Below are 17,021 nucleotides of genomic sequence, written 5' to 3'. Positions count from 1 at the left end.
TCGAACGACTGAAAAAAGTCAGAATGATCAAGCCCTCATCACCAATCGCAAACTATTCACCCCTCCCGGTTTCGCTTTCACCCGATCTGATCTATACCTTGGGTTCAACGTTTTTTGAGGCGAGGAGCTTTCTGATGTCGGACGTAGATCAAGAGCAAAAGGCGCAACCTTCTCCAAGTCAGAGCCATGATGACGTGATTGCCCAGCTCAAGTGGCAGGGCAAGCAGATTGACTGGCTGCTTCAATGGCTGGTCAAGTTTGTCGCCAACACCAAGGTCGAGATGGGCGTTACGCTGTCTGTTGGCGGGAATCTGGTTTCCGGGCACCTGATTTCCCATGACGATTATTTCGACCAGATGGCCGAGGACATTTCTGCACCCTTCAGCCAGTTCGACAACGGTACCGAAGCGTCCATGAAGGAGATGATCCTTTCTTTCAAGCCAGGTGAATCGTCGCAAGACACACCCGCTTTCCACTTCATTCATTTGAAGGACTGCCGGACCTATTCCACAGATGGTCACCCGATCTGTGATTCGCGTGTGCTGTGGCGTGGCAGGATTGCTGCGGTCGATGGTTTCACCATTGGCCTCATTGCCGAAAAACCAGGCGCCTCCTGACGGCCAACGGCCCTTGGCGACTGTCGGGGCTTTCTCACTCAATATTGCGGGCCTTCCCTCCGGCGATTACTGGTCGCTGGTGGCGGAGGTGTGTGTCTGCAAAAGCGTTATGAGTCTCCCGTTGCGTGACAAATTGTCGCAACCGCTCCTCAGGCGCGTAATATGTGCTCCCTGACCTGACCCGCCGAACAGTGTTCGGCGTGGCCTGATTGAGAGCTGGCGACAAGAAAAAACAATAAGAAATGAGCCAGGCTGCCCGCCTCGGTCGACGTACAGAATTAATGAGTAGACGAAAAAGGCGATTAGAGAAAATGACCAAGACTTCGCGACCTTTATACATTTCCTACGCAGGACCCTCGCTGCTGGAAATGCCCCTGCTGAACAAGGGCAGTGCCTTTACCCCGCAAGAGCGGGTCGAGTTCAATCTGATCGGGCTGTTGCCGCAGAACGTCGAAACCATCGAAGAGCAAGTCACCCGGGTCTACAGCCAGTACAAGCAGTGCGCGAGCGACCTGGACAAGCATATTTACCTGCGTTCGATTCAGGACAACAACGAGACGCTGTTTTTCCGTCTGCTGGATTCGCATCTGGACGAGATGTTGCCGATCATCTACACCCCGACTGTGGGGCAAGCGTGTCAGGAATTCTCCAAGATCTACCGCACCCATCGCGGCCTGTTCATTTCTTACCCTGAGCGTGACCGCATCGATGACATCCTGCGCAGCGCCACCAAAGACCGGATCAAGATCATTGTCGTGACCGACAGCGAGCGAATTCTCGGTCTGGGTGATCAGGGCATCGGCGGCATGGGCATCCCGATCGGCAAGCTGTCGTTGTACACCGCATGCGGCGGGATCAGCCCGGCCTACACCTTGCCAATCGTGCTCGACGTGGGCACCAATAACCGCGAACTGCTTGATGACCCGATGTACATGGGCTGGCGCCATGAGCGGGTAACCGGCAAGGAATACGAAGACTTCATCGCGCTGTTCATCGATGCGGTACAGCGTCGCTGGCCGGATGTGCTGTTGCAGTTCGAAGATTTCGCCCAGTCCAACGCCATGCCGTTGCTTGAAAAGTATCGGGACGAGCTGTGCTGCTTCAACGACGACATTCAGGGCACCGCGTCGGTTGCCGTGGGCACATTGCTGGCGGCTTGCAAGGCCAAGAACGAAACCCTCGGCCAGCAGAAAGTGGTGTTTGTCGGCGCGGGTTCGGCAGGTTGCGGGATTGCCGAGCACATCATTGCGGCGATGCGCATCGAAGGGCTCAGCGAAAGCGAGGCACGCCAGCGTATCTTCATGGTTGATCGTTTTGGTTTGTTGACCGAAGGCATGGACAACTTGCTCGACTTCCAGCAACGACTGGCGCAGAAGCCGGATGATATAGCCGGCTGGATCGCGGGTGACGAGGCATATCCGCAACTGCTCGATGTGGTGACTCATGCCGGTGCGACCGTATTGATCGGCGTGTCCGGCCAGCGCGGCCTGTTCACCGAGCAGGTCATCCGCGAGATGCACAAGCATTGCGCCAAACCGCTGGTAATGCCGTTGTCGAACCCGACTTCCAAGGTCGAGGCCACGCCGGAAGAAATCCTGCGCTGGACTGACGGCAATGCTCTGGTTGCTACCGGAAGCCCGTTTGCGCCGGTCGAGATAAACGGCCGGACCGTGCACATTGCCCAGTGCAACAACTCTTATATTTTCCCCGGTATCGGCCTGGGTGTGGTGGCCTGCAAGGCATCGCGCATCACGGACCGCATGCTGATGGCGGCGTCCAACGCGCTGGCCGATTGTTCGCCGATGGTCACGGGGCAGGGCGATGCGGTATTGCCGCCGCTCAAGGAGATCCAGCAAGTGAGCCGCAAGATTGCTCTGGCGGTGGCCAAGGAAGCCCAACTGGAAGGGTTGGCGCTGGAAACCTCGGAGGAGGCGTTACTGGCGGCCATCGAGCGTAATTTCTGGTTGCCGCACTATCGTGCCTACCGTCGTCGTTCGGTCTGATCGATTACGTCCGTGATAACCATGCCTTCGCACGCTGCGGCGAAGGCATTGCTTGCCGCAAGGCTCCCGGTTTTTGCAATTGCTTTTTCATCACTGTGAAATAAGCTTCATTCAACCCTATGGTCATCTGTTTTTCACATAAAATTGATGGCGCGCTGCTTAGAGTGCGCGCCATTGGGGAGTTGCCTGGCTCCTGTTACGCCCGATGAATACCAACTCGACAAGCAGATCACAATGCCGACACCCAGAACAGTACGTCCAGAAGTTGTAACCCTGTTTACCAGTGGCTTTCTGTTACTGGGGTTCAATATCAACATGTGGCAGCACCTTTTTGCGATTACCAGCTTTGATGCCAAAGGCGTTTCCATGCGCGTGGCCTTCGGGTTGATGGTGTTTTGTGTATTTAATATCGTCCTGACGCTGTTGGCGTTTCGGCGTGTGTTTAAACCAGTGATGATCTTTCTGTTTATGGTCAGCGCCGGGGTCGTTTATTTCATGGCCGAATACGGTGTCATGATTGACGCGGGCATGTTCCGCAACTTTGCCGAAACCAATGTAACTGAAGTTCAGGGGCTGCTGTCCCTGAAACTGGTGTTGTACATTGTGCTGTTGGGCGTGCTGCCATCGCTGATCCTGTGGAAGACGCCGATCGCTTATCGTCCCTGGCCCCGCGAGCTGTTCAGCAAACTGGTGGTTGGCGCGGTCTGTTGCCTCGCGATCGGTGCTGCGGCGATGGCCAACTATCAGGGCCTGTCCTCGTTGTTTCGCAATCATCACGAATTGCGCCTGATGGTCGTTCCGAGCAATTACATCGGTGCATCAGTGGCTTACCTGCGCGAGCAGGTGGTCTCCGCCCAGCGTCCCTTCGTCAAGATCGGCGAGGACGCCAAGCGCTCGCCGGACCGGGCCACGCAAGCTCGCAAATCGTTGACCGTGCTGGTGGTCGGTGAGAGTGCCCGTGCCGAGAACTTCGGAATACTCGGCTATGGCCGTGATACCACGCCCAACCTGAACAAGGAAAGCGGCCTGGTGGCGTTTACCGATGTTTATTCCTGCGGCACCGAAACCGCAGTGTCGGTGCCCTGCATGTTTTCCAATATGGGCCGCAAGGATTACAACGGGACCGTCGCGCATAATCAGGAAGGTTTGCTGGATGTATTGAAACGCGCAGGCATAGATGTTATCTGGCGCGATAATCAGTCGGGCTGCAAGGGGACCTGTGACCGGGTAACGTTTCAGGATGTCAGCGATCTAAAAGACCCGCTGTTGTGCAACAGTCACGAGTGCCGGGACGAGATTCTGTTGCAGGGTTTGCAGAGCTTCATCGACCACCTGGACAAAGATACCGTTCTGGTATTACACCAGATGGGCAGCCATGGGCCGGAATACTTCAAGCGCTATCCCAAGGAGTTTGAAAAGTTTACCCCGGTGTGTGAAAGCAATGCGCTGAATAACTGCAGCCGCGACACTATCGTCAACGCGTATGACAACACGCTGCTGTATACCGATCATGTACTGTCCAGCTTGATTGATCTGTTGCGCAAGAACCAGAGCAAGGTCGATACCGCAATGGTGTATCTGTCGGACCACGGCGAGTCACTGGGCGAGTACAACCTGTTCCTGCACGGCACGCCATATGTTCTGGCCCCTGATCAGCAAAAACATGTGCCCATGCTGATCTGGCTGTCAGATACGTATCAGAAGTCCTCTGCGGTCAGCCCGGAGTGTCTGGCCAGACAGCGCAATGACCCGTTGAGCCAGGACAACCTGTTTCACTCGATGCTGGGTTTGTTGAAAGTCGACACCAGTGTATACGACCCGAGTCTGGACATGTTTGCGAAGTGCCGTAGCCCGGTTGCGTCGCCTGCCGGACAATGAGGTGCGCGCCGCGTTCAGGGGCAGGTGGCGCTCGCGGCGCCCGATACAAAGCGAAGGCATCACACCCTTCCTGCCTGTCATTTGCATGAAGATCCGCCAGACGTGGACGACAGACGCGCGATAACCTTCAATGACGATATATACTGCGCGCCATTGTTCAAGGGAGAGCCGTGTGGCCATCGATATACACTGGATTCGCGACGACGACAGCCTCGCCCTGCATTGCGCACAATGGCAGTCACTGCCTTTTGTGGCGCTCGACACCGAGTTCATGCGGGTCGACACCTTCTACCCGATAGCCGCGTTACTGCAGATTGGCGACGGTAAAAGCGCCTGGCTGATTGATCCATTGCTGATCAACGACTGGCGGCCCCTGTCTGCGTTGCTTGAAAACCCCGACGTCATCAAAGTGGTGCATGCGTGCAGCGAAGACCTCGAAGTCCTGCTGCGCCTGACCGGCAGCTTGCCGGTCCCGCTGTTTGACACGCAATTGGCAGCCGCTTACCTGAATCTCGGTTTTTCCATGGGCTATTCGCGTCTGGTGCAGGAGGTCCTCAATATCGACCTGCCCAAGGGCGAAACCCGTTCCGACTGGCTGCAACGCCCGCTTTCGGAGACGCAGATCAGCTACGCCGCCGAAGACGCTGTGCACCTTGCCGAGCTGTTTGCCATCCTGCGTCCGCGCCTGTCCGATGACAAATACGCCTGGTTGCTGGACGACGGCGCTGAACTGGTCGCCAACCTGCGCCGCGAAGTCGATCCGTATGAGGTCTATCGCGATGCCAAACTGGCCTGGAAGCTGTCCCGCGCCCAGTTGGCGGTGCTGCGCGAGCTGTGCGCCTGGCGTGAGCGCGAGGCCCGTGCCCGCAATCTGCCGCGTAACCGCATCGTGCGTGAACATTCGCTCTGGCCGTTGGCCAGGACGCAACCGGACAACCTCGGCGCGCTGGCCCGCATCGAAGACATGCACCCGCGCACCGTGCGTCATGACGGCGAGTTCCTGTTGGAGCTGATCAAGACCGCCAGCAGCCTGCCGCCGGAAGAATGGCCGCCTGCGCTGCCCGAGCCGCTGCCGGTCGACGCTGCGGGTTCGATCAAGCGCCTGCGTGCAATCGGCCAGCAGTACGCCGAAAAAATGGACATGGCGCCAGAGCTGATGCTGCGCAAGAAGACCCTCGAAGCCCTGCTCAAGAGCGGCTACCCCGACGGTCCTTACCAATTACCCGATTCGTTGCGTGGCTGGCGTCGCGAATTGATGGGTCAGGCGCTGCTCGACAGCCTGGCCACCCCCGGAGAACAGTCGTGAAGCGTATCTGCTCGATTTATCGCAGCCCGAAAAAAAGCGAAATGTACCTTTACGTGTTGAAGAGCGACATCCTCAAGCGCGTGCCGCCAGAATTGCTGGTGGCGTTCGGCAAGCCGGTGCATGCCTTCGATCTGGTGCTGAGCCCGGAACGGGCGCTGGCGCGCGAAGACATCAATCTGGTGCTGGAGAACCTCGACAGCCAGGGCTATCACTTGCAGATGCCTCCGGCCGAAGACGAGTACATCGAGCATTTGCCCGAAGAATTGCTGCGCCGCAATGATCCCATGTGATTGTGGTTGCTCTTGTAAATCGAGCTGTAAATCGAGTTGTAAAGCGGCCCGCATCGGTTGTGGGTTGCCTGTCCCGTTTTTAAGGTTTTTGAAACATGCGCGTTCTGATTGTCGAGCACGATTACCCCGTTTATACCCAATTGTTGCGCAAGGCTGCGCCCGAGCTGGAAGTGTTCAGCAGCGGTGATTCTGCCGAGTTGTCGCGGATGGCCAGCGACTGCCCGGTGTGGCTGGGACAGCCGGATCTGATGGCCAATCTGTTGCGCCAGGGACACAAGCCGCAGTGGTTGCAGTCCACTTGGGCAGGCATCAACCCGCTATTGATGGGCGGCCTGACGCGGGATTATCGCCTGACCCGTGCCGTGGGTATTTTCGGTCAGGTGATGGCCGAATTCGTGTTGACTTACATGCTCGGTCACGAGCGTGAAGTGTTGGCGCGGCTGATGAGCCAGGTCGAACGCAAGTGGGACAACCGCACCGGCCAGAGCCTGGCGGGGCGCAAGGCGTTGATCGTGGGGGCCGGTGATATCGGTCAGCGCGTTGCCGAGTTTCTGGTGCCGTTCGGCGTTCAGGTCTACGGAGTGGCGTCTACGGCGCGTACCCAGCAGCCGTTCATCGAAGTGGCGGCGCTGTCGGACATGGAGCGTCTGCTCGGCGAGATGGATTACGTCATTAACCTGCTGCCCAATACTCCGGACACTCACGACCTGTACGACGCGAAGCTGTTCGCCAGCTTCAAGCCCACAGCGCTGTTCATCAACGTCGGGCGCGGGGTGGCAGTGGTCGATGCGGATCTGGTCGAAGCCTTGCGAGTGGGGCATCTGGCGGGCGCTGTGATTGACGTCTGTCGCCAGGAGCCGTTGCCGCAGCGTCACCCGTTCTGGACCGCATACGGTCTGCTGCTGACCGGTCACAGTTCGGCACCAACGTCGCCGGTCGCCATGACCGAGTTGTTCGTGCATAACCTGAAAGCGTTTCAGACCGGCGAAGCATTACGTGGGGAAGTGGATTTCTCGCGGGGCTATTGAGCCGGTTGTGAACGAGGCGACGCATCAAGCGTCGGCTCGCCGTTTTCCATCGCAGAAAAAATCAGTTACAGCGAAAAATTCCCCTCTGCCACCAGCTCTGCCAGCGGTTTGCGCGGGCTAGGGACTTCGCGACCTTGCAGGTAGTCTGGCAGCGTCGACTTGTCGCCCAGCTTGCCGATGGCCACAGCGGCATGCAGTGCATAGCCCTCGGGGATATTCAGCTCCTTGCGCGTCAGGTCCTGATCGAAACCGGCCATGCCGTGGGTGTGCCAGCCGCTCAGGCTGGCTTGCAACGCCAGATAACCCCACGCCGAACCGGTGTCAAACGTGTGCCACAGGGCCGGGCCTTCTTCAGTTGCGCCGGGCGCGGTGAAGGTGGTCTTGGATATGACGATCACCAGCGCCGCCGCCTGTTGCGCCCAACTACGGTTGAACTCGTTCAGCAGGCCCAGATAGCGTTCCCAGTTCGGAGTGTCGCGACGCGCATACAGAAACCGCCAGGGTTGCGAGTTGTAGGCCGATGGTGCCCAGCGTGCGGCTTCGAAGAAACTCAGCAGCGTTTCCTGATCAATGCTCTCGCCGCTGAAGGCGCGTGGCGACCAGCGTTCGGTGAATTGCGGGTCGATAGGATGATCGGCGATGCGAGGGTTTGTGCTCATGAGAATCCCTATAGCGAAGGTGGAAAACGAGCGTGGCTGGATGGGCCGTGGTCGGCAGGCATCGACTGAACGCATTGGAAAACGCGTTAACGCTACTGTTTTGCCTTCTGGCTGACAAGTCCCGGCTACCGACAGTCGCAAGTACTTGGCCCACACTCTTTGTGCCTCTAGACTGGCGGCCTTTTCATTATCGATACCGTTGTCCGAACCATGGCCGCTAACGTTGAACCCTTCTGGATTCGCAAGACCCTCGACCAGCTCAGCACCGAAGAGTGGGAGTCGTTGTGCGATGGCTGTGGTTTGTGTTGCCTGCAAAAGCTTGAGGACGAAGAAGACAATAGCGTCTATTACACGCGGATTGCCTGCAAACTGCTGGATCTGAAGACCTGTCAGTGTTCCGATTATCCGAACCGTCGGGCGTCGGTACCGGACTGTATTCAGTTGACGCCGGGGCAGGCGGAGGAATTCAAATGGCTGCCACCGACCTGCGGCTATCGGCTGGTCAGCGAGGGCAAGGACTTACCGCTCTGGCATCATCTGGTGTGTGGTGATCGCACGGCGGTGCATCACGAACGTATCTCCCAGTCCGGCCGCATGCTCAGCGAGAAGAATGTGGCCGAAGACGACTGGGAGGATTACCTGATATTTCGCGCAGGTTGAACGCTTAGACGACCGGTTTTGGCTCGGTCAGTGCTTCTACGCCTTTGGCGGCAGCATCCTTGACGGCGTGTTCGGCATCGTCCTTGAGGTTGCTCAACCCGGCGCCGGCACGTTCGATGCTCGAACGGGCGCTTTGCAGGTCGCTACGGCCTTTTTCCATCAGGCTTTTCGCTGAGCAATGGCCGCTGATGCCGCGAGCCAGCGCTGCGCCGCCAATGGCCAGCTGGATCAGCCCCAGAAAGCCGCCACGACGGACGCCTTTGCCCATCAGCAGTACGCCGCCCGCCAGCGAGCCGATACGCTCCCAGCCTTGAACGTTCTGACGAGGATCTTGCTTGAGCAGTTCAGGTGTGTCGATGCGTTCGATGATGGGTGTGTCGCGCATGATGGCTCTCCATGAGGTAGCAGGTCGAAGGTAGTCGTTTCGGTTCAGAGAAACTGACTCCCCGCCGCCAACACAGGTTCAATGCTTTTCTGTCAGCGGTCGTTCAACGGATCGATTTTTTCGCGACCGAACTGCGGGCCTGACCGGGTATTGATCCCTTTTGCCATCCGGTCGTAAAGCACGACGTTAACGGTGGCAGCCAGATTCATGCAGCCTTCGGTGGGGATGTAGACCACGTCTTCACACCAGTCACGAATCTCCTGATCCAGCGAACCGTCTTCCGGGCCGAAGATATACAAGGCCCGGTCGGGGTGGGTGTACTCGGGCAGGGCGCGGGCACCTTCCACCAGTTCGACGGCAACCGGGATACAGCCCAGCGGCAGAATGCTCTTAAGGTCTTCGATGCCGATCAGCGGAATGTCCTGATGGATTTTCTTGGTGTCGGTGATGAAGTCCCGGGCGCGTTCATAGCGTTTACCGGTATAGAACACCGACGCCACGCCGTAACAGCCGGCCGCGCGCATGACGGAGCCGACGTTTTCCGGGGACTTGGGGTTGTAAAGACCGATACAGGCATACCGTTTATTGGCCACGGGGAGGGTGCTCTGGAGAAAACCGGGGATTATACGGGAGCGTCACGCCAATGCCATTTCCATTGGCTAGAACCACATCCGTACGCCAACCACCAGCCGGGCTTCGGCCACATCGTCGCCTTCTTCGCGTGCGTAGTCGGCGGTTTTGCCGTAGGACCGGTCCCAGGTCACGCCCACATAGGGAGCAAATTGCGGGGTGACTTCATAGCGCAGCCGCAGGCCGAACTCGCTGGTCGACAGGCCCGAGCCGTTGCCGCGTTGCGGATCGTTCCTACCGTAGAAATTCAGTTCAGCGGTGGGCTGTAAAACCAGATTGTTGGTCAGCAACATATCGTAATCGGCTTCCAGGCGCGCGGAGGTTTGCCCGGCTTCGCCGATGAATGCGGTTGCTTCGATATCCAGATCCGAAATCGCCTGCCCCTGCAGGCCGAAGGCCGCCCAGGTTTGCGGCGCGCCAGGTTTGAAATCCTGGCGTGCGCCAGCGACCACATCCCACGACGAGCTGATAGCGTGACCCCACAACGCCTGGATTTCTGCCTCTTCAGTCTTGCCGTTGGTCCGCTCGCCTTCGGAGCGCAGCAACAGGCGGTCGATATCGCCGCCAATCCAGCCGGAAAGGTCCCAGGACAACGCGCTACCATCGTTGGCGTCTTGCCATTCCAGCTTGTCGGCCAGGAAGTAGCTGTTGATGGCGCTGTCGTGAACCTGATGCCCGGTATGGCGGGTGTACAGCGCCGCCCGGTCTGCATCGGTGACAGGCGGGATCGGCGTTCGGCTCTGCGTCGGGGCGTCGTTACTGTCAGTCGCGTCCATCGGCATCGAGTGGCTGCCGTGGTCCATGCCTTCCATGCCGGCAGCTTGCGCAACTGCCCAAGGCGCCATGACCAGGCCTGCGGTCAACAGCAGGCTTGGCAGGCGCAACGAATTGCTTGATCCATTCAACGCTACAGTCCTCATTCTTCCACCCGCACTTCGCGAAACATGCCCATTTCCATGTGATACAGCATATGACAGTGATACGCCCAACGGCCGAGCGCATCTGCCGTCACGCGGTAGCTGCGGCGTGATCCCGGCGGCATGTCGATGGTGTGTTTGCGCACCATGAACTGGCCATGCTCATCTTCGAGATCGCTCCACATGCCGTGCAGGTGAATGGGGTGAGTCATCATCGTGTCGTTGACCAGCACGATCCGCACCCGTTCGCCGTACTTGAGCATCAGTGGTTTGGCGTCGGAAAACTTAACGCCATCGAACGACCAGGCGAATTTTTCCATGTGCCCGGTCAGGTGCAGTTCGATGGTCCGGCTCGGCTCACGGCCGTCCGGGTCCTCGAAGGTGCTGCGCAAGTCGGCGTAGGTCAGGACTTTACGACCGTTGTTCCGAAGGCCGATGCCCGGATCATTGAGTTTTGCTGACGTGCTCATGGCCTGCATGTCGACCAGCGGGTTGTTCTTTTCGCTGTCCGGATGCGACTGCATGGCCGGTGCTTCTATAGTCGGCATCGTGCCGTGGTCCATGCCGGGCATCGAGTCATGGCCCATCTTGCTGTGGTCCATACCTGCCATATCGTCCATGGCCGGTTTGGCGCTGTGGTTCATGCTGCCATGATCCATTCCCGCCATGCCCATGTCCTCCATACTCAACAGCGGGCGCGGATCGAGAGGCGGGACGACGGCCTGCAAGCCGGGTTTGCTGGTCAGCGTGCCACGGGCGTAGCCGGTACGGTCCATTGCCTGGGCGAACAGCGTGTACGCGCCGTCGGCCGGTTCAACGATGACGTCGTAGGTCTCTGCAACTGCGATGCGCAGCTCATCGACGACGACGGGCTTGACGTGCAAGCCGTCACTGGCGACCACGGTCATTTTCAGGCCGGGGATGCGCACATCGAAATAGGTCATCGACGAGCCATTGATGAGGCGCAGGCGGATGCGTTCGCCGGGCTTGAACAGCCCGGTCCAGTTCATGTTCGGCGCCTGGCCGTTCATCAGGTAGGTGTAGGTCGCGCCGCTGACGTCTGCGAGGTCGGTCGGGTCCATGCCCATTCGGGCCCACATCGTGCGTTCGGTGGTGGTCGCGCTCCAGCCTTTCTCGCTGACGTCGTTGATGAAGTCGCCGACGGTGCGCTGGTTATTGTTGTAGTAGTCCGACTGCTTTTTGAGCTTTTTCATCACTTGCGCAGGGTCTTCGTCGGTCCAGTCGCTGAGCATGACCACGTGTTCGCGCTCGTAGCTGAACGGCTCCGGCTCTCTGGCGTCGATCACCAGCGGCCCGTAGACGCCGCTTTGCTCCTGAAAGCCCGAGTGGCTGTGATACCAGTACGTGCCGTTCTGTTTGACCTTGAAGCGGTAAACGTAAAAGCCGTCGGGCGCGATGCCGTCAAAGCTCAGCCCTGGAACGCCGTCCATGTTGGCCGGCAGGATGATGCCGTGCCAGTGGATGGACGTGGTTTCGTCGAGACGGTTTTTTACCCGCAGGGTGACGGTATCGCCCTCGCGCCAGCGCAACAGCGGGCCGGGGACGCCGCCATTGATGGTCTTCGCGGTTCGGGCGCTGCCGGTGATATTGACCTGGGTTTCGCCGATGGTCAGGTCGAATTCCGTACCGGCCAGTGCGTCAGGCTGACCCGGATTCGGGATCGCCCAGGCCGGACTGCGCCAAAGCCCCAGCCCGCCGAGAACGCCGCTGGCGGCAAGCCCTTTCACAAAGGTTCGTCTTGATGTTCGGGTGGGCATGGCGAGGTATCCGGTCAGGCTGTTCATTGCAGGCCCGCAAGCGGGCTGCTTGGGCGGGGAGATCCCGTTAAGGGAGGGCGCAGCGGCTTGTCGGGTCAGGCTGGGTGTTTTGCGTGGGAGAGGCTGGGCCGGGGCAGTCGCACACTATCGGCGTCTGAGCCATTGCTTTCGCTGACAAGTCAGCTCCCACTTCGAAGCGCGTTCAGCCTCAGGCTCCCTTCAGTCACTCTTCTTCATCCAGAGTGCGTTCAGCCTTGCCTCAGTCATTCTTCATCACAAGGCGTATTCAGCCTTGCGTCATTCGTCTTTCTTCATCAATCCCGCCAGTGCGGCGAACGGGTTGTGGGTGGCCTTGGCGATTTTCGGGGTGTTCAGCGAGCCGTCAGCGAAGTATTGCTGGTCGGTGTAACGCGAATGCTCGTTATCGTGGCAGTACAGGCACAGCAGCTCCCAGTTGGAGCCATCCTGCGGGTTGTTGTCGTGATTGTGGTCGCGGTGATGCACGGTCAGTTCGCTGAGGCGCTTGCCGGCGAACTCGCGCGCGCAACGACCGCAGACGTGCGGGTACATGCGCAGCGCCTTGTCGCGGTAACCCATTTCGCGGTCGCGCTGGGCGTCGGCCAGAATGCGGTCCAGCTTGGCAGTATGGGAAGGAGGGTTGGCCGTGCTCATGGTGTCACCTGTGCGTGTGCGCATTGAAAGCGGAATGTCGGCAAGTTTAGCGCCTGATGGGCAAACTCACACCTGCTGGGAGAGTAATTGGCCGTCGACCATGCGCAAGCGCTTTGACAACGAAATGGCCAGAGCCCGAATGATCTTGGCAGCGATCTTCGGAGCATCGTCGAGCATCTTGTCCAGCGAGTCGCGCCCCAGGTTCAATAACTGGCAACTGGTCGAGGCGATGCAACTGGCCGAGCGGCGTTCGCCATCCAGCACGGCCATTTCGCCAAATGCCCGGCCGCGACGCAAGACTGCGATTTCCACCTGTTGACCGTCGCCCGCAAGCTTCTGCACAGACACGGTACCTTGATGGATGATGCACATGAACGTCCCGGCATCGCCTTCGGCAAAAATCGTTTCGCCTTTTTCGATATCGGTAATGCTGAAATACCCGGCCACGGTGAAAAAATCACCCGGCAGCAGCGTGTCGAACAGGCCGCAATCCAGCAGCATGTCGCGAATGGCGTTGTTCAGGTTGGACAGTGGTTCTGACATGTTTGCTCTTGTAATCCTGACGAAGGGGCAACTCCGCTGCCCCCGATCCTAGTAAGACAGGTGATTTACACCAAGTTCATTCGGGAATCTGCAATACCTTGAAGATAAACGCGTACTCCAGTGCCACGTCCCGCAGGCCCTGATAACGACCGCTCATGCCGCCATGACCCGCGCCCAGTTCGGTCTTGAGCAGCAACAGGTTGTCGTCGGTCTTGCGGTCGCGCAGGCGGGCGACCCATTTGGCAGCTTCCCAGTACTGCACGCGGCTGTCGTTGTAGCCAGCGATGACCAGCATCGCCGGATAGGCCTGAGCGCTGACATTCTCGTACGGCGCATAGGCCTTGATGCGCTGGTGAACGTCCGGTTCCTGTGGGTTGCCCCATTCGTCATATTCGGTGACGGTCAATGGCAGGTCCGGGTCGAGCATGGTGTTCAACACATCGACGAACGGCACTTCGGCGATCGCCGCCTTGAACAGTTCGGGACGCTGATTGAGCACTGCACCGATCAGCAAGCCACCGGCGCTGCCGCCGCTGATCACCAGTTGGTCGGCACGAGTCAGCCCTTCAGCGATCAGGTGTTCGGCACAGGCAATGAAATCGCCGAAGGTGTTCTGCTTGTGTTCCTGCTTGCCGTCGCGATACCAGGCCTCGCCCAGTTCGCCGCCGCCACGCACGTGGGCGATGGCGAATGCCACACCACGGTCCAGCAGGCTCAGACGTGCATGGGAAAACCATGGGTCGAGGCTTTCGCCGTAGGCGCCGTAGCCGTACAGGTACAACGGGGTCGCCTTGCCGGCCAGTTCGCGTTTGACCACCAGGCTGATCGGCACCTGCGTGCCATCACTGGCGGTGGCCCACAGGCGCTGGCTGACATAGGCATCGGCGTCGAAGGTGCCCAGCACCGGAGTTTCCTTGAGCACCACTTGCTCGCCGGTCGCCAGCGTCAGTTGGCGCACCTGCGCCGGGCGGTTCAGAGACTGGTAGCGCAGACGAATCCTGTCACTGTCGAATTCAAGCGTGTCCTGCACATACAGGCTGTAGGCCGCGTCCGGCAATTGCACGCGATAAGTCGGCAGATCTTGTGGGCGTACTTCGATCACAGGCAGGCCGCCTTCGCGCAAGCTCAGGCTGATGCCTTTGGCGTTCAGGCTGACACCTTCGAGCATCACCTGCTCGTCGTGTGCAACCAGTGTCTGCCAGTCGTCACGCAGCGGCACGCCGTCGGCTTTTTCTGCCGCGTGATACAGCGCGAAGTTGATGCCGCTCTGATTGCTGCGGATGAACCAGCTCCAGACGCCATCGAGCAGACCATGATCAGGATAGTATTCATGCCCTTCAACGCGCGGCGCCAGGCAGGTGAAGTCCTGCTCGGGATGATCAGCATCCAGCACCCAGGCTTCGCTGGTGGTCTTGCTGTTGAGCAGGATGACCAGTTGGCGCTCGGAGCTGGTACGGAAGCAATGCAGAAAGAAACGGCCGTCCGGCTCGTCGAACACAAGGTCTGCAGAGGCGTTGCCCAGTTTATAGCGATGCAGCTTGCCCGGACGGTGAGTGTCGTCCAGCTCACCGAAAAACAGCGTCTGGCTGTCGTTGGCCCAGGTCATGCTGCCGTCGCAGTCTTCAAATGGCAGGCTGACGATCTGGCCGCTGCTCAGTTCCTTGACGAAAAGCTGATAAACCTCATCGCCACTGGTGTCCAGGCTGTAGGCCAGACGCTGGTGGTCCGGGCTGATGCTGAACGCGCCCAACGAGAAGAAGCCGCCGTTGGCCATTGCGTTGGGGTCCAGCAGCAGTTCTTCGCGGCTTTCGTCCACGGTGTTGGAATCGTCGGCCGGACGCGGGCAGCGATAGTGCCGGGCGTACTCGTCGCCTTCGGTGGTGCGGGTGTAATACAGGTACGGACCCCAAGGGGAGGGCAGTGACAGGTCGGTTTCCAGAATGCGACCCTTGATCTCCTGAAACAGGCGTTCGCGCAGTTCGGTCTGATCCACCAGCTGCTGCTCTTGCCAGGCGTTTTCGGCCTTGAGGTAGTCGAGCACCTCGTCGGTGTCGCGATTCTGCAGCCAGGCGTAGGGATCGGCACCGTCGGCCTTGCGAGCCATCGGGGCGCTGGAGGTTGCATTCGAAAAGGACATGCTGGGCTCTCTATAAAGGCGTCAATCAGGGAAATATCGGTACACGCTGAACCGATTACTGAAGCGAGGCAAGCCGCGTCAGGCAAAAGCCGTTATCATAAGCGCCTCTTTACCTGCCTTACCACGGACGTCATGACCGAAAACGACTATCTGATCGCCTGGAGCGTCTACGCCTTCGCCGCGCTGGGTTGCCTGCTGGTTTGGTTCCTGGCAACCCGCTGGATGTGGCGTTACCTCAAGGAACCCTTGCTGGTGGCGGTTGCGGTGCTGCTGTTTACGCCGACCATGGTCGATCCGGCCAAGGACGCGATGGCCCCGGCCATTGCCATTACTGCGCTGGACCTGATGTTCAAGGTCGGCAGCAATGTCTGGGCTGCAGTGTCGGATCTGGTCATGTACGGCATGTTCGCCTTCTGTGCGTACCTGCTGTTCGTGCTGATCCGCTGGCCGATCGAACGCAGCCGCAAGGCACGTGAGCCGCAGCCGGTTGCTCAGCCTGTCGAGACAGACCCTGCTGACGAGCCGTTTGCCGAGGATGACACTTATGCCCGCAGGTCCGCTGCACCCATTCCCCCGGCCAGAGGCACGCGGGTAGAGCCGCGATTGTAGATTCCGCTTCGCTGGCAGCGCCGTTGTACGTGGCGCATGACCCGCCGCAAACGTCTTGAAGCGAGAACCCGAGCATGTGTGAACTACTGGGCATGAGTGCCAATGTCCCGACCGATATCGTTTTCAGCTTCACCGGGCTGATGCAGCGCGGCGGGCGTACCGGCCCGCATCGCGATGGCTGGGGCATTGCGTTTTACGAAGGTCGTGGCCTGCGCCTGTTTCAGGACCCGGCTGCCAGCAGCGAGTCGGAAGTCGCGCAACTGGTGCAGCGTTATCCCATCAAAAGCGAAGTTGTGATTGGCCATATTCGTCAGGCTAATGTGGGCAAGGTCTGCCTGTCTAACACCCATCCTTTCGTGCGTGAACTCTGGGGCCGTAACTGGTGCTTTGCGCACAACGGCCAGTTGGCTGACTTCAGCCCGGGCGTCACGTTCTACCGTCCGGTGGGCGACACTGACAGCGAGGCGGCTTTCTGTGATTTGCTCAATCGTGTCCGCGAAGCCTTCCCGGAGCCGGTCGAGATCGAAGAATTGCTGCCTTCGCTGATCCAGGCCTGTACCGAATACCGTAACAAGGGCGTGTTCAATTGCCTGCTGAGTGACGGCGACTGGCTGTTCTGCTTTTGCAGTACCAAGCTGGCTCACATCACCCGTCGCGCACCCTTTGGCCCGGCCAGGCTCAAGGATGTCGATGTGATCGTCGATTTCCAGGCCGAGACCACGCCGCACGATGTGGTGACGGTCATCGCGACCGAGCCGTTGACCGAGAACGAAAACTGGAACCGCTACGAGCCGGGCCAGTGGAGCCTCTGGCGCAAGGGTGAGTGCGTGTTGCAGGGAACGGTCGAGACAACGCCACAGTAGTGGTGTCTACCCGGACACACCGGATAAATGGAAAAGAGGGATATCG

The 17,021-nt window shown here is 59.1% G+C and carries 18 protein-coding genes; 9 read left to right on the top strand and 9 right to left on the bottom strand.

The features are described 5' to 3' along the window. The first annotated feature begins 134 nt into the window (after positions 1–134). Positions 135–617: a gas vesicle accessory protein GvpU gene (gene gvpU / locus ABJ99_RS03940; protein WP_054084715.1), complete on the top strand. Its 483-nt coding sequence runs from the start codon at positions 135–137 to the stop codon at positions 615–617. Positions 618–928: 311 nt separating this feature from the next. Then, positions 929–2,620: an NAD-dependent malic enzyme gene (locus ABJ99_RS03935; protein WP_054084714.1), complete on the top strand. Its 1,692-nt coding sequence runs from the start codon at positions 929–931 to the stop codon at positions 2,618–2,620. A gap of 4 nt (positions 2,621–2,624) precedes the next feature. Here ABJ99_RS03935 and ABJ99_RS28960 read toward each other — a convergent pair whose 3' ends face one another. After that, entirely contained in the window at positions 2,625–2,795 is a 171-nt protein-coding gene (locus ABJ99_RS28960) for a hypothetical protein (RefSeq protein WP_154864381.1), read from the bottom strand. A 59-nt stretch (positions 2,796–2,854) separates the two neighbouring features. Here ABJ99_RS28960 and ABJ99_RS03930 point away from each other — a divergent pair, with 59 nt between their 5' ends. The 4 genes from ABJ99_RS03930 (at position 2,855) to ABJ99_RS03915 (ending at position 7,122) form a co-directional block, all read left to right on the top strand. Then, positions 2,855–4,498, top strand: coding sequence for a phosphoethanolamine transferase (locus tag ABJ99_RS03930; protein WP_054084713.1), 1,644 nt, complete (start codon positions 2,855–2,857; stop codon positions 4,496–4,498). A gap of 172 nt (positions 4,499–4,670) precedes the next feature. Continuing rightward, positions 4,671–5,804 (top strand): ribonuclease D, encoded by a 1,134-nt coding sequence (gene rnd, locus ABJ99_RS03925; protein ID WP_054084712.1) that lies wholly within the window; start codon positions 4,671–4,673, stop codon positions 5,802–5,804. Further along, a complete protein-coding gene (locus ABJ99_RS03920; protein ID WP_054084711.1) occupies positions 5,801–6,094 on the top strand; it encodes a YcgL domain-containing protein in 294 nt (97 codons plus the stop codon). The genes rnd and ABJ99_RS03920 overlap by 4 nt, the downstream gene beginning before the upstream one ends. Positions 6,095–6,189: 95 nt before the next feature. Beyond that, positions 6,190–7,122 (top strand): D-2-hydroxyacid dehydrogenase, encoded by a 933-nt coding sequence (locus ABJ99_RS03915; protein WP_054084710.1) that lies wholly within the window; start codon positions 6,190–6,192, stop codon positions 7,120–7,122. A gap of 65 nt (positions 7,123–7,187) precedes the next feature. On the opposite strand, the gene ABJ99_RS03910 is transcribed toward ABJ99_RS03915, so the two are convergent. Next, positions 7,188–7,781 carry a nitroreductase family protein gene (locus ABJ99_RS03910; protein WP_054084709.1) on the bottom strand — a complete coding sequence of 198 codons (594 nt, stop codon included), beginning with the start codon at positions 7,779–7,781 and terminating at the stop codon, positions 7,188–7,190. 210 nt (positions 7,782–7,991) lie between these two features. Here ABJ99_RS03910 and ABJ99_RS03905 point away from each other — a divergent pair, with 210 nt between their 5' ends. Further along, positions 7,992–8,441: a YcgN family cysteine cluster protein gene (locus ABJ99_RS03905; protein WP_054084708.1), complete on the top strand. Its 450-nt coding sequence runs from the start codon at positions 7,992–7,994 to the stop codon at positions 8,439–8,441. Between the two features lie 4 nt (positions 8,442–8,445). Here the strand turns inward: ABJ99_RS03905 and ABJ99_RS03900 are convergent, their stop codons facing one another. The 7 genes from ABJ99_RS03900 to ABJ99_RS03870 form a co-directional block, all read right to left on the bottom strand. Then, positions 8,446–8,826, bottom strand: coding sequence for a YgaP family membrane protein (locus ABJ99_RS03900; RefSeq protein ID WP_054084707.1), 381 nt, complete (start codon positions 8,824–8,826; stop codon positions 8,446–8,448). A 92-nt stretch (positions 8,827–8,918) separates the two neighbouring features. Beyond that, positions 8,919–9,419 carry an RNA methyltransferase gene (locus ABJ99_RS03895; RefSeq protein ID WP_007250240.1) on the bottom strand — a complete coding sequence of 167 codons (501 nt, stop codon included), beginning with the start codon at positions 9,417–9,419 and terminating at the stop codon, positions 8,919–8,921. A gap of 66 nt (positions 9,420–9,485) precedes the next feature. After that, positions 9,486–10,361 carry a copper resistance protein B gene (locus tag ABJ99_RS03890; protein WP_054084706.1) on the bottom strand — a complete coding sequence of 292 codons (876 nt, stop codon included), beginning with the start codon at positions 10,359–10,361 and terminating at the stop codon, positions 9,486–9,488. Positions 10,362–10,372: 11 nt separating this feature from the next. Continuing rightward, positions 10,373–12,151: a copper resistance system multicopper oxidase gene (locus ABJ99_RS03885; RefSeq protein WP_054084728.1), complete on the bottom strand. Its 1,779-nt coding sequence runs from the start codon at positions 12,149–12,151 to the stop codon at positions 10,373–10,375. Positions 12,152–12,448: 297 nt separating this feature from the next. Then, the gene (locus ABJ99_RS03880; protein ID WP_003383285.1) at positions 12,449–12,823 is read right to left on the bottom strand and encodes a YajD family HNH nuclease; all 375 of its coding nucleotides are present in this window, start codon (positions 12,821–12,823) and stop codon (positions 12,449–12,451) included. A gap of 66 nt (positions 12,824–12,889) precedes the next feature. After that, complete coding sequence (locus tag ABJ99_RS03875; RefSeq protein ID WP_007250243.1) at positions 12,890–13,366, bottom strand: cyclic nucleotide-binding domain-containing protein; 477 nt, start codon at positions 13,364–13,366, stop codon at positions 12,890–12,892. Positions 13,367–13,442: 76 nt separating this feature from the next. Beyond that, the gene (locus ABJ99_RS03870) at positions 13,443–15,503 is read right to left on the bottom strand and encodes a S9 family peptidase (protein WP_054084705.1); all 2,061 of its coding nucleotides are present in this window, start codon (positions 15,501–15,503) and stop codon (positions 13,443–13,445) included. 132 nt (positions 15,504–15,635) lie between these two features. On the opposite strand from ABJ99_RS03870, the gene ABJ99_RS03865 reads away from it, so the two are divergent. Then, entirely contained in the window at positions 15,636–16,112 is a 477-nt protein-coding gene (locus ABJ99_RS03865; RefSeq protein ID WP_054084704.1) for a hypothetical protein, read from the top strand. 74 nt (positions 16,113–16,186) lie between these two features. Continuing rightward, positions 16,187–16,975, top strand: coding sequence for a class II glutamine amidotransferase (locus ABJ99_RS03860; RefSeq protein WP_054084703.1), 789 nt, complete (start codon positions 16,187–16,189; stop codon positions 16,973–16,975). Positions 16,976–17,021 lie beyond the last annotated feature (46 nt).

The sequence above is a fragment of the Pseudomonas syringae pv. cilantro genome (assembly GCF_001293775.1).
GTDB classification, from domain to species: domain Bacteria; phylum Pseudomonadota; class Gammaproteobacteria; order Pseudomonadales; family Pseudomonadaceae; genus Aquipseudomonas; species Aquipseudomonas syringae_P.
The sequence above is the reverse complement of the archived record's forward strand: the minus strand, read 5'-3'. Positions and strand labels throughout refer to the sequence as shown.

Coding starts and splice junctions, on each gene's coding strand:
- ABJ99_RS03880 (WP_003383285.1), bottom strand. CDS start 12,823: ATGAGCACGGCCAACCCTCCTTCCCATACTGCCAAGCTGGACCGCATT.
- ABJ99_RS03900 (WP_054084707.1), bottom strand. CDS start 8,826: ATGCGCGACACACCCATCATCGAACGCATCGACACACCTGAACTGCTC.
- ABJ99_RS03910 (WP_054084709.1), bottom strand. CDS start 7,781: ATGAGCACAAACCCTCGCATCGCCGATCATCCTATCGACCCGCAATTC.
- ABJ99_RS03865 (WP_054084704.1), top strand. CDS start 15,636: ATGACCGAAAACGACTATCTGATCGCCTGGAGCGTCTACGCCTTCGCC.
- ABJ99_RS03935 (WP_054084714.1), top strand. CDS start 929: ATGACCAAGACTTCGCGACCTTTATACATTTCCTACGCAGGACCCTCG.
- ABJ99_RS03930 (WP_054084713.1), top strand. CDS start 2,855: ATGCCGACACCCAGAACAGTACGTCCAGAAGTTGTAACCCTGTTTACC.
- ABJ99_RS03870 (WP_054084705.1), bottom strand. CDS start 15,503: ATGTCCTTTTCGAATGCAACCTCCAGCGCCCCGATGGCTCGCAAGGCC.
- ABJ99_RS03905 (WP_054084708.1), top strand. CDS start 7,992: ATGGCCGCTAACGTTGAACCCTTCTGGATTCGCAAGACCCTCGACCAG.
- ABJ99_RS03885 (WP_054084728.1), bottom strand. CDS start 12,151: ATGCCCACCCGAACATCAAGACGAACCTTTGTGAAAGGGCTTGCCGCC.
- ABJ99_RS03875 (WP_007250243.1), bottom strand. CDS start 13,366: ATGTCAGAACCACTGTCCAACCTGAACAACGCCATTCGCGACATGCTG.
- gvpU (WP_054084715.1), top strand. CDS start 135: ATGTCGGACGTAGATCAAGAGCAAAAGGCGCAACCTTCTCCAAGTCAG.
- ABJ99_RS28960 (WP_154864381.1), bottom strand. CDS start 2,795: ATGGCGCGCACTCTAAGCAGCGCGCCATCAATTTTATGTGAAAAACAG.
- ABJ99_RS03915 (WP_054084710.1), top strand. CDS start 6,190: ATGCGCGTTCTGATTGTCGAGCACGATTACCCCGTTTATACCCAATTG.
- ABJ99_RS03860 (WP_054084703.1), top strand. CDS start 16,187: ATGTGTGAACTACTGGGCATGAGTGCCAATGTCCCGACCGATATCGTT.